This window comes from Clostridium sp. CTA-5 (assembly GCF_054768135.1).
In genome coordinates, this window is the sequence record NZ_BAAAAT010000017.1 from 17,494 (window position 1) to 33,301 (window position 15,808).

The window sequence follows — 15,808 nt, forward strand, 5'->3', positions numbered from 1 at the left end:
AGCAGTTAAGATTAGAAATGTAAAATAAATTTACAGCAAGTTAATAATATATTTGTTTAGCCAAACATAAGAAAGGTTAACATGAGGGGAGAAAAAAATGTTATTTCAATTAGCCAAAAAAAATATAAAAGGAAATTTTAAAAATTATTTTCTTTATTTTATTTCAGTTGTATTTAATGTAACGATATATTTTGCATTTCAAAATATGGCAAATAATGAGCAAATTAAAGGGCTTTTAGAGCAAGATGTTAAGTTTTTAATTTTATTTAAATGTTCAGCCATAATAATTGCTATATTTACTGCTATATTTATATGGTATTCTAGTTCGTTTTTTATAAAAAAGAGAAAGAAGGAACTTGGGCTTTACTCACTTTTAGGATTAAAAAAGAAAGAAATAGGTAGATTGTTATTTTATGAAAATATGATTATTGGAAGTTTTGCACTTATAGTAGGTGTGCTTATAGGCGGTATATTTTCTAAATTATTCATGATGATTTTACTTAACTTTATGGGAATGAATTTACATATTACATTTTCTATAGTTGGGGGTGCTGTACTGTATACAGCTATAACATTTGGTATATTATTTTTAATAATTTCTATAAATTCTTATAGTATTATTTATAGATTTGAATTAATTGATTTATTTAAGGCTGAAAGTAAAAGCGAAAATAAGAATAAAAATAATAAGAAGACTAAACCATCTATTATTTTATCTTTGTTTGCTATTATTCTTTTGGTGATAGAGGGAGTTGCAGTAATAAATATAAAAGATAGTGCTACATTTTTAACTAACATACCAATTGCTTTTGTAGCATCAATAATAGGAACGTTTATATTCTTTAGTGCATTTTTAACATTTGCAACAAATTGCCTTAAAAATAATAAAAAATTATATTACAGAGGCGATAATTTAATCAGTATTTCTCATTTTCTATACAGAATAAAATCAAATGCAAAGACATTAGCAATCATTGCTATTACAAATGCTGTTGCGTTAACTGCAATAAGTGTTACCTATAGTTTAGATTATAATATGAAAGAAATTAAGAAATTTACATATCCTTATTCATATGCTTATGTAACAACTGGCGAATCTTTAGATTTGAAGGTAGAGGAAGCTATAGAAAAACATCCAGAAAACAAATTGATTAAGTCAGCAGAAGTTGAATTTATAAAAGTATCTGGTAAAGTAGATGATTTCTCTGATTTAAATTTTGAGAATACTTATTTAATATCAGTTAGCAAGTATAAACATATGTTAGAACTTAAAGGATTAAATAGTGACTTTAAAATGCCATCTAATTCGCAAGCACTATTGTTACAATATGGTCCGACATCTTTAGATGATATAAAAGGAAAAATTGTAAATATAGATTATAAAAATTCAAAAAATACTTTTGAAATAATTGATAGAAAGATGGAAGAGCCTCTAAATCCAATGGATATAGGACCAATTTTATTGGTTCAAGATGAAATTTATAGTCAATATGTTGATAAAGATAATATTGTTAAGCTTAAAGCATATTCAATAGAAAATGAATTAGATAGTACAGGACTTTCAAAAGATCTAATAAAGATAATGCCTGATGGTGTAAATTTAAGTTATGCACAAGAATTAAAAGGGACATTGGTTTTCAGTGCAATGATGTTATTTGTAGGAATTTTAACTGGGATAGTTTTCTTAAGTTCTACAGGAAGCATACTATACTTTAAACAAATTACAGAAGCGACTGATGATCAGCCAAGATATTCTATCCTTAAGAAGATTGGAGTATCTAAAAAACAAGTGAAAAAATCTATTCAAAAGCAAGTTATAATTATTTTCGCATTACCAATTGGTATAGGAGTGTTTCATAATTTGTTAGCATTAAGATTTTTAAGTTCAATTGTGGATCTTAGTATTAATGTACCAGTTGCTATAAGTATTGTAGTTTATATATTGATTTATTTGATTTATTATTTAATAACAGTAAAGACATATACCAAAATAGTAACAGAAAATTAACTTTGGAAGGATGATAAATAATATGAGTATTGTTGTAGAAACTAAAAATCTAAAAAAAACCTATGGTTTAAATGGAAATATATATACAGCACTTAATGATATAAATTTACAAATTGAAGAGGGTGAATTTGTTGGTGTAATGGGACCGTCTGGTGCAGGAAAAAGTACACTTTTAAATATGATAGCTACTATTGATAAGCCAACATCTGGAGAGATAGTCATTGGCAATGAAAATGTATTGAAATTAAAAGAAGATGATCTTTCTTCTTTTAGACGAAATAAGCTTGGATTTATTTTTCAAGATTTTAATCTTTTAGATACATTAACATTAAAGGAAAATATTATACTGCCACTAACACTTTCAAGAATGAAAACTAGTGGTATAGAAAAAAAAGTAAAACAAATAGCGGAAGTACTTGGAATAACTAATATTTTAGAAAAATATCCATCTGAAGTTTCTGGTGGACAAAAACAAAGAGCTGCTGCTGCTAGAGCCATTATAACAAATCCTACACTTATATTAGCTGATGAACCAACAGGTGCGTTGGATTCAAAATCTTCTAAAGACCTATTAGAATGTCTAACAAATATGAATGAAACTATTGAAGCCACAATTATGATGGTTACACATGATGCTTTTGCTGCAAGTTATTGCAAAAGAATATTATTTATAAAAGATGGACAAATATTTACAGAAATAAAAAAAGGGAATCTATCTCAAAAAGAATTTTTCCAAAACATATTAGATGTATTAGCTAAGCTAGAAAATTAAATAAGTATGTATAAATTTATATTTAATGAAGAAGGGGTTTTCAAAATGAAAAAAATAATAACTTTATGTTTAATAGGTATAATGAGCTTATCTTTAGTTGGCTGTGGTTCAACAAATAAGAGTACTTCAAATACAGGAAATGAAACAGCCCAAGAAACAAAAGGTACTTTTTCAGATTTAATAAGTATGCCTAAATTTGAAGTTAAGGATATAGACGATAATGTAGTAACAAATGATATATTTACAAATAAAAATCTTACAATGATAAATATTTGGGGAACATTTTGTTCACCTTGTATAGAGGAAATGCCTATTCTTCAGGAGTTGAGTACTGAGTATGAAGGAAAAGGTGTTAATGTAATAGGTGTTGTTGCTGATGGTGAAGAAAATGAAGTTGGAGCACTTAAAATGTTAAAGAAATTAAAAGTAAACTATACAAACTTAATACCAAATGAAGCCTTTAAAAAAGATTTTGTTAGTAAAACAAATGCAGTACCTGTTACAGTATTTGTAAATAATAAGGGAGAAATTTTAGAAACAGTAGTAGGAGACCGTAATAAAGAACAATTCAAGCAATTAATAGAAAATCATTTAAATAATCAAAAGTAGGTAGAAGTTTATGAAAAATAAAATAAGAATGATTGTAATTATAATGAGCATATCGTTTATTGGTATTGGAATGTACAGGGGAGAAGTAAATAGTGTACTTATAAAGGCAACTAATATTTGTTTGGAGTGTATAGGTATTGGATAATATAAAAAGAAAATTAGTTCAAATAATAACACTTATAAGTACAAATGGATATTTAAAAGGTTTTTTTGAGGGTCATATTTATAAGGGAAAAACTAAAAGTATATGTGTTCCAGGTCTTAATTGTTATTCATGTCCAGGGGCGTTAGGCTCTTGTCCTATTGGTTCCTTGCAAGCTGTTATAGCTGATATGAAATTTAAGTTCTCTTCATATGTGGTAGGATTTTTAGCACTCATCGGAATAACTATGGGGAGATTTGTGTGTGGATGGCTATGTCCTTTTGGATTAATACAAGAATTACTATACAAAATACCATTACCTAAATTAAAGTTAAGTAAGAAATTTGATGTATTAAAGTATTTAAAGTATTTAATACTTATATTGTTTGTAATTTTATTACCTATGTTTTGGGTAAATGAAGTGGGAATTGGAAAACCAACTTTTTGCAAATATATCTGTCCAGCAGGAACACTTGAAGGTGGGATACCTCTTGTTTTATTAGATAATTCATTAAAATCTGCTATAGGATTCCTATTTACATGGAAGGTAACACTTCTTATTATTACTATTATTTTATCTATAATTATATTTAGGCCATTTTGCAAATTTATTTGTCCTTTAGGTGCTATATATAGCTTATTCAATCCTATAAGTATTTATAGATTTGAAATTGATAAAGGGGCCTGTACTAATTGTGGAGCATGTTCTAGAAAATGTAAGATGAATGTAACAGTAAATAAAAATTCTAATAGTCTTGAGTGCATACGTTGTGGAGAATGTAAAGGAGTATGTCCTCACAATGCTATAAAAATATTGCCTATGAGAAAAAAAGATTAATAATATTACTATATACAAATACGTCTCTAAGTGTAGAAATATTTATTGCCATTTAAAATTATATATATATCAAGATGTACGGTTGCTTGGATATTTATATATGAAAAGAAAAGAGTTAGTATTTAAATTCATAATATAAATTTAAATATGAAAATTTACATATTATAAATAATCAAACTATATAAATATAAAATTAAAAAATTATTTGTATAATGAGTAACATATAGGATATAATTTAGGTATATTATATAGATATGTATTAAATTAAAATAGATTAAAACTTTGGATGAGATAGTTCCAATTAAGGAACTATCTCAAGATGTAACTAATATTTCTATTCGGTCAAGACCTTTGTATAGTCTTTCTTGGGAGAGATGCACTATACGAAGGTCTTTTTGTTATTTTATAGATATTTAAGTAGTACAAGAACAATTCCAAATAAAAATATAAGAACACCAAAGAACCTTTCATTTTCCTTTGCAATAAAAATCTCGAACCAACTATTTCCTTTACGTCCTTTGACCTTCATATACATTTCCTCTCTTTCTAGTCCAACATTATCTATATAAAACCGAAATATTCTACCCTAACAATTTTATTAAATCATGTAAGGACCATTACATAAGATTTATAGTTAAGAATGTGGATATATTTCAGTAAATAGACATATGAAAGGAGAATAAAGAAAAATAAAGAGGTTTTTATTTATGGGAATCTATCTCCATTTAGGTAAAATACATTCAAACATAATTTTTAACTCTAAGCTAACAATTACGTAAAATTGATTATATTTATGTTTCCCATTAATTTTAAATTTTTAGTTTTAATCCCTCTCCCTATTATATTGTAGCATAATCCTAATAGGAAATATATGGTAAAATTATATATAATAAAAAAATAATATATTATGTCTCCAATATTTTTAATAAACCTTCTTACATGTATATTTGTTAGTCATTTTCTATATAAAATTAGAATTAATTTTAGAATAAATTATTAATTATTGAAGGAGAGATGATAGGCGTAAAAATTTAAGATGTATATACATAATAGCACTTGTTATAAGAGAGAAATTATATATATTTATAAATAAAATATTTAAATTATATATAGAAATTATAAAAATCAGGTAAACGATTTTAAGTGAGTTGTTATCAAAACTTAATAATATCAAGGTTTAAAGCAAACTTTATTTTGGTTTAAATATTGGTATGACCAGTTATATTTTATCGTTACTTTTTATTTACTTTAAAATGCTTAATTATTGTACCTAAAATGTTAATTGACCATTTAGCACTAAGTAATTACTATAGGGATATAGATAAAAGTTTTGGCTAGCCTTACAAAATTACTTATAGGAGATATAATATGGAAAAGTTATTTTTGAAGAAATTTTTAAAAGGCATATTTTCAGACACATTTGAAGTACAGTTTTGGGATGGAACTACTGAAAAATTCGGTGAAGGAGATATAAAGTTCAAAATAATAATAAAGGAACATCTACCAAAAAGTAATATTTTAAAAGACCCATTTTTAACTTTTGGTGAAGCATATATGAATGATGTTATTGATTTTGAAGGTAATATTCAAGATGTTATAGAATCAGCTTATAAAAATACAGATAGTTTTTTAAATAAAGCTTCACTATTTGAAAAATTATATAAGGTTACACCAAACTCTATAAAAAACAGTAAAGAAGATATACAGTATCATTATGATTTAGGTAATGATTTTTATAAATTATGGTTAGATAAAACAATGAGTTATTCTTGTGCTTATTTTAGATCTGCTGAAGATTCTTTATATGAAGCTCAGTTAAATAAAGTTGACCATGTATTAAGAAAATTAAATTTACATTCAGGACAAAGATTATTAGACATAGGTTGTGGCTGGGGAGAACTTATAATAACTGCTGCAAAAAAATATGGTGCTAAAGCACTTGGAATAACATTAAGCCAAGAACAATTTGATAAAGTAAATGAAAGAATAAAGGAAAATAATCTTGAAGGTCAAGTAGAAGTTAGATTAATGGATTATAGAGAATTATTAAAAACAGGTGAAAAATTTGATAGAATCTCTAGTGTCGGTATGCTAGAACATGTTGGTCGAAAAAATATTCCTATTTATATGGATACTATAAATAATTTATTAGAGGATAATGGAATTTCCTTGCTTCATTGTATAACTGCCCAAACTGAAAGTGAAGCAAATCAATGGATAAAAAAATACATATTCCCTGGTGGATATATACCATCAATTAGAGAACTAGTTTATAATATGGCAGAAAATGATTTACATTTAGTAGATTTAGAAAGCTTAAGATTACATTATGGTAAAACATTAGAGTGTTGGGCTAAAAGTTTTGAAGATAATTTAGGTAAAGTCTTTGAAATAGGTTTTGATGATAAATTTATCAGAATGTGGAGATTATACTTAAACTCTTGTGCAGCTTCATTTAATTACGGAGTAATAGATATACATCAATTTTTATTTACAAAAGGACTAAATAATGAATTGCCTATGACAAGAGAATATTTATATATATAATAATTCCAAAAAAAGTTGCTATCGAAATAAAATTTTAGATAGCAACTTTTTATTAGCTTTTTTTAGGTGATTCAATAACATTTTTTGTTTTACTTATTTTTTCATAAAATAATTCTGAATCTTTTTTAAATACACAAAGTAAAACATGTAAGAATATAAGTAAATTTATTATAATAACTATAAACATAACTATTATAATGTAGTTAACAAACTCAGTTTTATTTATATCTATTGTTTTAAAAATTAATTTGTTGATACCAAAAACGCAATAATAAAGAATACCATATCTTATAAATACTTCTTTAAATAATAATCTTTTATTTTTACCTTTTACTTTTATTTTTACTATATATTTCCCAAGGGTCTTTCCGTTAGTAAAATAAACTATACATATAAAATATATGAATATTATGATATTTTCTAAAACAATATTATTTTCTATGTTAGGAATAAATCCAAGTATAAACCAATCAATAAAAAACGCTAGAAGTCTTCTAAAATAACTTACATTTAAATTTTTTACATTTATATCATCATCTAATTTATTAGATTTAGGAAGGAAAAAAGTAAATATAGGAGCTATTAAGTATCCAATATATCCACCAAATGTATTTAATATTAAGTCATCTACATCAAAAAGTCTATATGGAGCGTTATATATACCATATAATGCTGTTATTTGTGTAATTTCAAAAAATAATGAGACAGAAAAACTTATTAATAATGTACTTTTTAAGTCTTTTCTAAAATAATATCTTAAATAAATCCCAAGTGGGGTAAGTAAAATCCCATTAAATGCAGCCTGTAAAAATGAACGCTCTTTTAATATATTTATATAAGTTGAAGGCTTTGCAAATATCACATTTGTTTCTTTTAAGAAATCAAAAATGAAATTGAAAGGGATTAATTGATAATATTTTGTACCCTCACTTTGTAAACTACGAACATCAGTTGTCTGTGGAAGAGGCAATATAATAAGATAATAAGCTACTATTAAATATAGAAGGAAAGAATATAGAATTAAATTTCTAAATTTATTTATATAACCATATTTTCTATATTGATATATTACAAAAGGAAATGTTATGAAAAAAGCTAAAAAAGGAAATGTTATGAAAGCTATTTTTATAGGAAACATGTAAGCGTGCATTTTTTACCCTCCAGTAATTTATCATAGTATTATTTTAGTATATACATTTGCATGTATTTTAAATCATTTTTTTAATTATACCTATTTCCTATGAAAAGGCAAATTCTTTTAGTTTTTTTTCGTTTATAATTTTAATGTTTCTATATTCTAATTTAACCCAATTTAGTCTTTCAAAATCATTTAATATTTTAGTTACTGTAACTCTACAGCTTCCAATAAGTTGAGCAACTTCTTCATGAGTATAATCAATACTGTATATAGTATCATTTTTATTTTCTTTAAAATAAACTCCTAATCGTATTAATATTTGAGCAACTTTCTTATCAGCTTTAAAAAATGCCATAGTATTAATTTGGGTAGCAAGGTTATGAATTGTAAATGACATAAAGTAAAACATTTGAATCATTAACTCAGGATATTTTGTTAAATAGGGAAATAATCGCTCTAAGTCAACTGATATTAACTCTACATCGGTTGCTGCACTTACCGATGTTAATCTTGATGCATAACTAAAACATGAAGATTCTCCAAATAATCTACCTTGTCTTAAAATTTCAACTGTTAATTCTGTACCTTCCTTTGAAACTAAAAAAATTCTAACACGTCCAGATTTAATAAGATAAAATTTTTCTGCTAAATCTTCTTGGAAATATATTATTTCATTTTTTTTATATTTTTGTATTGTCCCTGCTTTTTCAAAGATTTTATATAAATTTTTACTTATTTCAATAGATGATTTTTGAAAACCTTTATTATGATTAAGCAAACTATCACTTCCTTATTTTTTAAATGTGTCTAAATTATAGATATGTTTTAAAATATAAAAATTAATTTAAAGCATGGTAAAATTTATAATTAGATTGTAGTATAGACTACAATCTAATATCAACCTTAAGTGTTAAAATAATTTAAAATTACCAAATAGGAAGGGTTTAAAATGGAAGAAAAACAAAAGCTATGGACTAAGAATTTTATGTTAGCACTTATCATTACAATAGGAGTAAATCTTTGTTGTAATTTATTGTTATCAATTATATCAATTTATGCTATACAAGTTACAAACACTAATGTATATACTGGCATAATGACAGGAGCATTTACTTTAGCTTCTCTGTTTATAAGAGTATTTGCGGGTAAAATGTTAGATAAAATAGGAAGAAAAAAGATATTATTATTAGGTATAGCAGTTACTTCTATAGCTACAATTGGATATGTATTTTCTAATGGAATATATTCACTTATATTTCTTAGAGCAATGCAAGGTATTGGCTTTGGTATATCATCAACAGCTATAGCAACAATTGTAACTGATGTTACTCCACAATCTAGATTACTTGAGGGGATAGGGTATTCAGGAGTAGGAATTACGATAACTACAGCTATAGGGCCATCAATTGCTATGTATATTGTAGGAAGCGATTATACTCAATTTAAATTATTATTTATTTCTACATTTATAGTATCTATGCTCACTATGGCGATATCTTTTATCATATCTTATGAAAATAAATTTAAGAAATATGAAAAGAAAGAAGAAGAGAAGATTAGTACTCATTCTTTAAATAAGGAGATTATTGTACCATCAATAGTTTTAGGACTAGCTGCAATTTCAGAAAGTACAATAATGTCATTTACAGCTTTATATGGAATAGAACTAGGATTTAATAATATAGGAACATTCTTTTTAATAAATGCATTAGGAATCTTAGTATCAAGAGTATTTATCAACAAAATTGTAAACAAACTTGGTATGAATACTGTATTAAGTGTAGGTTTATTTATATTTGCAGTTATGATTTTTGGAATGTCAATTGCACAAACTAGTTTAATGTTAAATGTGTTTGGATTTTTCTGTGGTATTATGATGGGGTCATTATTACCAATTATAAATGTTATGATTATAAATTCAGTAGATGAGAGCATGAAAGGAATGGCAAATGCAATTTATTATGCTTTATTAGACGGGGGATATGGTATTGGATCTATATTATGGGGAAAAGTTGTTATTAGCTTAGGATACCGTCCTATTTATTCTTTTGCAGCAATTGTATTAATGATTGCGCTTTTAGTATTTACAGCAAAGTTAATGCATATAAGAGTAAAAGACCATTCTAGAAGTGGGATAACTAATTAATATAGGAAATATTTTCTGGGAAATATTTGAAATGAAAGTATATCAAAGAAGGTTATAATTCTTGATATACTTTTTTATTTTTTGCAGAATTATAACAGGGAAAGAATTATAGTTAATTCAAATTATAATTTTGTTTTAAGGTTAAGAGATAAAACATAAAAAGAAAATTTATTTGTTTATTAGATCTTTTTTATGTAATAAATTTTTAATATAAAGTAATCATTGATACAATAGAAGTATAAAAATTATATGAGTATGAATATAAAAGATGAGATATATACTTTTACAGATTTTATTTTTTAGGGGATGGTGATTTTATATGAGAAAAGAGGTTAGCTTAAAAGATATTTTAATAATTATGCAAAGAGCATTTAATGCTATGGATCAAAGGTTATTAGATCATGGAGAAAAGGTAGCATATATATTATTAAGTTTATTAAGACAACATGGTGGTTATAGTGAAGAGGAAATGATAAAGTTATGTACATTAGCGGTTTTCCATGATATTGGTGCATATAAAGTAGCTGAAAGAGATAAATTACTAGAGATTGACTCTATAAAACCAATTAATCATGCAGTTTATGGATCATTATTTATTAAATATTTTTCGCCAATAGGAGATTTATCAAATGTTGTTTTAGGTCATCACTTTACAGCAAAGTATTTAAAAGAACATAAAATAACAAATATACCTGATGAAGCTTTATTATTAGGATTAGCTGATTATATTTCATTAATTGAATTAAAAAGTGGAAAAATTAATAAAAATAGAGTTAAAAGCAAATATGTTGAATACACGTTAGAAAATATAAATTTATTTTTAGAGGCTAGCAAAAAAATTGATTTTAATAATGCTCTTAATAATAATACTTACAAAAAAGAGTTACATGCATTTTTTGACACTAAAAATGTTAATAAGGATGAGATTATAAAATATACAAAGATGTTAACTTATGCTATAGATTTTAGGAGTGAAGCAACTGTAAGACATACAATAGTTGTAGAAGCTGTTAGCTATCAAATAGCAAAGTTATATGGATTTGATGATGAAACATGCAACACTATTAGAATTGCAGCTATGCTTCATGATATAGGTAAAATAGCAATACCTATAAATATTTTAGAAAAGCCAGGTAAACTTACTGAAAGTGAATTTGAAAAAATGAAAGATCATGTGAGTATTGGTTATAAAATATTAAGTAATTTAGATATAGATGACATTAGAGATATAGCAATGGCACATCATGAAAAATTAGATGGAATGGGTTATCCATTTGGCCTTAAAGGTGATGAGATATCAAATGAGGCAAGAATAGTAGCTGTTGGAGATATTTTTAGTGCATTATTAGGAGTTAGAAGTTATAAAGATGAATTTAGTAAAGATAAAATAATAATGATTCTTAAAAATATGTCAGAGAATAATAAAATAGATTCTAAAATAGTTGATTTAGTTATTAAAAATTATGATCGTATAATAGAAGAAATTAAAGAAGAGACTGATAGTTTAATTAAAATTTATGAGAATATGAAAGATGAATATAATGAATTATTGAAAGATCTTAAAGAAAAATCTATGTTTTAAAAATTATAAATATGTGAAGAAATAAACTCTAGTGATATAATTAAATAAAAATAAATCTATTGGGGGTATTAAAAATGTTAGAAATAACTAATACAAAAAAGGCGCCACAAGCTATAGGTCCTTATTCTCAAGCAATAAGTTTTGGAAATCTTTTATTTACATCAGGGCAAATAGCATTAGATCCTACAAGTGGGGTATTAGTAGGTGAAGATATTAAAGAACAAACAATTCAAGTAATGGAAAATATATCAGCCTTACTCGAAGAAAATAATATTGATTTTAAAAATGTAATAAAAACAACTTGTTTTTTAGCAGATATGTCTGATTTTCAGGTATTTAATGAAGTGTATTCAAAATATTTTGTTAGCAAGCCAGCACGTTCTTGTGTAGCTGTAAAAGAACTTCCTAAGAATGCATTATGTGAAGTAGAGGTAATAGCATATAAATAGTAGTTATAAGAAATAAAATTAAGTTTTAATATTATTAGTATTGAAACATAAATAAAATAATTAAATTTTATTTTTGATTTTATATAGAAAAGTTATCTTAAATTAAAGTTTTAGTTTAAGGTAACTTTTTTTGTGCATCTATAAAATAACAAAATAATAAAATTAATTTATTTAAATGAATATACAAATTTAAAGAGGTTAAAAATAGTCTAAAGAATAAAAATACACGAAAAAATAAAATAGAAGAAATGGAGGAATAAATAATGATAAAACAAGTATATAGTCTTGAGTTTAAGGAAGAAGTAGGAAATGGACTTACAGTTGTAGATTTTTTTACGAATTTGTGTAGTCCATGTCAGATGTTATCAGATATTTTAGAAGAGTTAGAAAGTGAAATGCAAGAAAAAGTTAAATTCTTAAAGGTAGACATAAATAAAAGTGTAGATTTAGCTAATAAATTTAAAATAACTTCAGTACCAACACTAATAATTTTTAAAAATGGTGAAGTAATAGATACATTAATAGGATTTTTACATAAAGAAAAACTAAAAGAAAAAATAGAATCTCATTTATAATATTTAATGAATTATTTATTTAGACTAAAGAGTATATAAATTATTTATATACTCTTTGGTCTTTAAATTTACCCTATTATTTAATTATGGATTATATTGGAGATTATTTGTGCAGGAATTAAAGGTATAGTTTGTATTAGGTATTGTTAGAGATGTTAAGACTTCATAACCATATAAGGTTTCTAAATTATTATCATGGACTTTAAACCCATTACTAATATTTTCTTTATTATAAATGGAATTTAAAAAGTCTAATGAATATTTACTTAAAAAATCTTGTTGTTGTTTTTTAGTAAGATATTCTCTTTGTATAGCCCCCTCAGTCTTATAATTAGCCTTTAAAAAGAAATCTTTTTCTTCTAAATTATCATTAAAATAGTTTGGTTTTGCTCCCTTTAAATAGGTTAAAATTGTCCATGAATTTCTACTTATATCTTTTTTCATATTATTATAAAGGTTTTTCACATTTAAATTAATTGAATTATTGTCAAGTTCTGCAATGATTATAGCTGTAGGGACATCAGCGCAAAATATATCATTTATTATTGATGAATAATTTGGTGTTAAACAAAGCAAGCCTTTTATATTATTTTTCCCTTGTTCCTTTTGATTTTTAGTTATATATTGAATATCTTCACAACCAAGAGAATGCCCAATCAGTACTATTTTAGAAATATCACCTTTGTTAGTTAAATTTAAACCATATCCAACATCTAAACCATTTATAGCATTTGTAAGATTAATTAAGTGTTTATCAAATAAATCTATGGATGCTTTATAAGTAGATTGTTCTGTAGAATTAACATATGCACCATTTACATCTATACTTATAGTTAAATAACCTTGTTTAGCTAGATTATTAACTAAATATCTCAGCCCTAAATCATATCTTTCATTAGCTCTTAGATTATTTTGTGAGATTAAAAAATGCGAACCATGCAATAAAAAAACTATAGGATGATTTTCATTATTTTCTGGGACTCCTATAATCCCTCTTAATGGATAGATTTGAGTATAATTATTTTCTAATTTTACTGATGTATCTCCAAAATCAAATTCTTTTAAAGTAACATCATTAAGTATTTCATTTTTGCAATTTCTCATATTGTAGATATTGTTTATTTCAGTATTTTTAATACTAGTATAATTGTTTAGAATTATTAAATTAATAACAATAAATAAATAAATGAACAACTGAAAAAATATATTATTAAATATATTTTTTTTCATTAAATATCGTATCCTTTCCATCAGTTAACTTCAAAATTCTTATAATTTTATTGTTTCAAAAAACTTTACAATTATACTTTAAGTAAAATCAAAGTGACTTTTATTAAGTAAACTTAAAATACTATAAGTAAAAATTTTATTATTATTTATAATTTAATAAGTAAAATATTTATCTATTAATTTTTAATAAGTCATAAAAAAATCAAATATACAAATTTATATAAGTAAAATAAGATTAAGAGTTTAACTAAAAATAAATTAATATTAAGTAAATTCTTATATTGTAGTATAAAGGCAATAAATAAAATTAAAAGAAGTTAATTTCATATTATTTGCGTATATAGGAAAATTAATTACAAAATAGAAATATCAAATTATTGAATATCTATTTTGTAATTAAAGATAAATTGTAGTAGTAAGATAGATATGTAATAAGAAATAAATATAATTGTAGATTAATAATTTAAAAATAATTATTTTTTATTAAAATTTATTTAAAATAAAATATATATTATTTAGTAAACATATATAGTGTTTATAATGAAAAAATAAAAAAATAAAATATTTTAAATAATAAATTAAATATCATATTTACTAAATTTATTGCTTTAGATTTTAATTTAAATCCACAATTTTATGAAAGAATACCAACAACTAAAATGTTAGAGTAATTACTTTATATTAACATTTCAAAAAAAATATATATTAGGAATGATTATATTAAGATAATTAACTTAAAGAAATTATTATACTTAAAATAAGAATTAAAAATACATATCAATAATAATTAATTTAAATATTATATTTAAGGAAAAAAAGAACTACACAAATATATGTAGTTCTTTAATGAATAAATTTTTTATTATTTTAAAGATATTAAATTAAGTATCCTTATTATATATTTTTACTATTTTAGTTATAAAAATAGTTACTTCTATTTATTTAAAAATACTTATACTGTGTTAAGTTAACCCTATTGTGTTATCAACCATAGTCATACCCCTATTAATAGTAATTATATATAATATAAGTTTCTATTATATATAATATTAATTAATTCAATTATAATTTATTATTATTCAACAAAGTTAAAATACAGTAATATTTAGTATATAATTAGCTTCATAGATTTAATAATTAATGTATATGTATATAAGTAGATTTTTAAATAAGTAGGATCTTTAATAAGATAAAGTGAATAAGTCATACCATTTTCCAGCTTGATGATTAGATTACGATAGTTCTTTGATGAAATGATATATTTTATAGAAAGTGTTAATTGAACGCCAAAATAGTATGATAATAACTTTATAAACTTAATAAATATTGTAAAGAATAGTACGGAATCCTTACAATTAAATAGATATAAAACAAAACGTATCCTAGTGTGTCAATATTTGTATTATGGAGGAATAATGAGTATATAATAGTATTTTAAGATTAATTTTGGTAAATACAAAAAATATCGATAAATGTATCAAATATGTATGATAAGATAAAAAACGTCGCAGGGAGCTGTGAGCAAGAAGGAAGTATAGTTTAAATTTATTAAGAACTAAAAAACTTATTGACATAATTCAAATTGAGTGATATAATAAATGAGTCGCTTGAGTGTGACACAAAAAAACAAAAGCTGACAACGAGAGTTGAAGCGAAAGAAAATGGTCTTTGAAAATTGAACAGAATATATAAAATACATTTAAGTAAACCAGCAATTCTTTTTGAAAAGTAAGCTAAGATTAAACTTTTTTATGAGAGTTTGATCCTGGCTC

General features: G+C 24.1%; 14 protein-coding genes. 10 read left to right on the forward strand and 4 right to left on the reverse strand.

What is annotated here, in order from left to right; genetic code table 11:
• The first annotated feature begins 97 nt into the window (after positions 1 to 97).
• The 5 genes from ACYUET_RS18250 to ACYUET_RS18270 are packed head-to-tail and all read left to right on the forward strand — an operon-like array spanning position 98 to position 4,369.
• A complete protein-coding gene (locus tag ACYUET_RS18250; RefSeq protein ID WP_460282001.1) occupies positions 98 to 2,008 on the forward strand; it encodes an FtsX-like permease family protein in 1,911 nt (636 codons plus the stop codon).
• 22 nt (positions 2,009 to 2,030) lie between these two features.
• Positions 2,031 to 2,780, forward strand: coding sequence for an ABC transporter ATP-binding protein (locus ACYUET_RS18255; protein WP_460282003.1), 750 nt, complete (start codon positions 2,031 to 2,033; stop codon positions 2,778 to 2,780).
• A gap of 45 nt (positions 2,781 to 2,825) precedes the next feature.
• The gene (locus tag ACYUET_RS18260; RefSeq protein WP_460282005.1) at positions 2,826 to 3,389 is read left to right on the forward strand and encodes a TlpA family protein disulfide reductase; all 564 of its coding nucleotides are present in this window, start codon (positions 2,826 to 2,828) and stop codon (positions 3,387 to 3,389) included.
• A gap of 10 nt (positions 3,390 to 3,399) precedes the next feature.
• Positions 3,400 to 3,534, forward strand: coding sequence for a CD1871A family CXXC motif-containing protein (locus ACYUET_RS18265; protein WP_460282007.1), 135 nt, complete (start codon positions 3,400 to 3,402; stop codon positions 3,532 to 3,534).
• Positions 3,527 to 4,369, forward strand: a complete 843-nt coding sequence (locus ACYUET_RS18270) for a 4Fe-4S binding protein (protein ID WP_460282009.1) — start codon at positions 3,527 to 3,529, stop codon at positions 4,367 to 4,369. Before ACYUET_RS18265 ends, ACYUET_RS18270 begins: the two co-directional genes overlap by 8 nt.
• A gap of 403 nt (positions 4,370 to 4,772) precedes the next feature.
• Here ACYUET_RS18270 and ACYUET_RS18275 read toward each other — a convergent pair whose 3' ends face one another.
• Positions 4,773 to 4,898, reverse strand: coding sequence for a hypothetical protein (locus tag ACYUET_RS18275; RefSeq protein ID WP_258049917.1), 126 nt, complete (start codon positions 4,896 to 4,898; stop codon positions 4,773 to 4,775).
• Between the two features lie 839 nt (positions 4,899 to 5,737).
• Between ACYUET_RS18275 and ACYUET_RS18280 the strand changes: the two genes are divergently transcribed.
• Entirely contained in the window at positions 5,738 to 6,916 is a 1,179-nt protein-coding gene (locus tag ACYUET_RS18280; protein WP_460282011.1) for a class I SAM-dependent methyltransferase, read from the forward strand.
• Between the two features lie 52 nt (positions 6,917 to 6,968).
• Here the strand turns inward: ACYUET_RS18280 and ACYUET_RS18285 are convergent, their stop codons facing one another.
• Positions 6,969 to 8,066, reverse strand: a complete 1,098-nt coding sequence (locus tag ACYUET_RS18285) for a VanZ family protein (protein ID WP_460282013.1) — start codon at positions 8,064 to 8,066, stop codon at positions 6,969 to 6,971.
• Positions 8,067 to 8,154: 88 nt separating this feature from the next.
• Positions 8,155 to 8,832: a Crp/Fnr family transcriptional regulator gene (locus tag ACYUET_RS18290; RefSeq protein WP_460282015.1), complete on the reverse strand. Its 678-nt coding sequence runs from the start codon at positions 8,830 to 8,832 to the stop codon at positions 8,155 to 8,157.
• Between the two features lie 171 nt (positions 8,833 to 9,003).
• Here ACYUET_RS18290 and ACYUET_RS18295 point away from each other — a divergent pair, with 171 nt between their 5' ends.
• The 4 genes from ACYUET_RS18295 to trxA all read left to right on the forward strand — a co-directional run bounded on the left by ACYUET_RS18295 (position 9,004) and on the right by trxA (position 12,806).
• On the forward strand, positions 9,004 to 10,200 hold the full coding sequence (locus tag ACYUET_RS18295; protein WP_460282017.1) for an MFS transporter: 1,197 nt from the start codon (positions 9,004 to 9,006) through the stop codon (positions 10,198 to 10,200).
• Positions 10,201 to 10,519: 319 nt separating this feature from the next.
• A complete protein-coding gene (locus ACYUET_RS18300) occupies positions 10,520 to 11,782 on the forward strand; it encodes an HD domain-containing phosphohydrolase (protein ID WP_460282019.1) in 1,263 nt (420 codons plus the stop codon).
• Between the two features lie 74 nt (positions 11,783 to 11,856).
• Entirely contained in the window at positions 11,857 to 12,231 is a 375-nt protein-coding gene (locus tag ACYUET_RS18305; RefSeq protein WP_460282020.1) for a RidA family protein, read from the forward strand.
• 263 nt (positions 12,232 to 12,494) lie between these two features.
• Positions 12,495 to 12,806: a thioredoxin gene (gene trxA / locus ACYUET_RS18310; protein ID WP_460282022.1), complete on the forward strand. Its 312-nt coding sequence runs from the start codon at positions 12,495 to 12,497 to the stop codon at positions 12,804 to 12,806.
• An 84-nt stretch (positions 12,807 to 12,890) separates the two neighbouring features.
• Here the strand turns inward: trxA and ACYUET_RS18315 are convergent, their stop codons facing one another.
• Positions 12,891 to 14,036: an alpha/beta hydrolase family protein gene (locus ACYUET_RS18315; protein ID WP_460282024.1), complete on the reverse strand. Its 1,146-nt coding sequence runs from the start codon at positions 14,034 to 14,036 to the stop codon at positions 12,891 to 12,893.
• Positions 14,037 to 15,808: the final 1,772 nt, after the last annotated feature.

Excerpts from the sequence above, each read along its gene's own strand:
- ACYUET_RS18250 (WP_460282001.1), top strand. The coding sequence starts at position 98 with ATGTTATTTCAATTAGCCAAAAAAAATATAAAAGGAAATTTTAAAAAT.
- ACYUET_RS18255 (WP_460282003.1), top strand. The coding sequence starts at position 2,031 with ATGAGTATTGTTGTAGAAACTAAAAATCTAAAAAAAACCTATGGTTTA.
- ACYUET_RS18260 (WP_460282005.1), top strand. The coding sequence starts at position 2,826 with ATGAAAAAAATAATAACTTTATGTTTAATAGGTATAATGAGCTTATCT.
- ACYUET_RS18265 (WP_460282007.1), top strand. The coding sequence starts at position 3,400 with ATGAAAAATAAAATAAGAATGATTGTAATTATAATGAGCATATCGTTT.
- ACYUET_RS18275 (WP_258049917.1), bottom strand. The coding sequence starts at position 4,898 with ATGAAGGTCAAAGGACGTAAAGGAAATAGTTGGTTCGAGATTTTTATT.
- ACYUET_RS18280 (WP_460282011.1), top strand. The coding sequence starts at position 5,738 with ATGGAAAAGTTATTTTTGAAGAAATTTTTAAAAGGCATATTTTCAGAC.
- ACYUET_RS18285 (WP_460282013.1), bottom strand. The coding sequence starts at position 8,066 with ATGCACGCTTACATGTTTCCTATAAAAATAGCTTTCATAACATTTCCT.
- ACYUET_RS18295 (WP_460282017.1), top strand. The coding sequence starts at position 9,004 with ATGGAAGAAAAACAAAAGCTATGGACTAAGAATTTTATGTTAGCACTT.
- ACYUET_RS18300 (WP_460282019.1), top strand. The coding sequence starts at position 10,520 with ATGAGAAAAGAGGTTAGCTTAAAAGATATTTTAATAATTATGCAAAGA.
- ACYUET_RS18305 (WP_460282020.1), top strand. The coding sequence starts at position 11,857 with ATGTTAGAAATAACTAATACAAAAAAGGCGCCACAAGCTATAGGTCCT.
- trxA (WP_460282022.1), top strand. The coding sequence starts at position 12,495 with ATGATAAAACAAGTATATAGTCTTGAGTTTAAGGAAGAAGTAGGAAAT.
- ACYUET_RS18315 (WP_460282024.1), bottom strand. The coding sequence starts at position 14,036 with ATGAAAAAAAATATATTTAATAATATATTTTTTCAGTTGTTCATTTAT.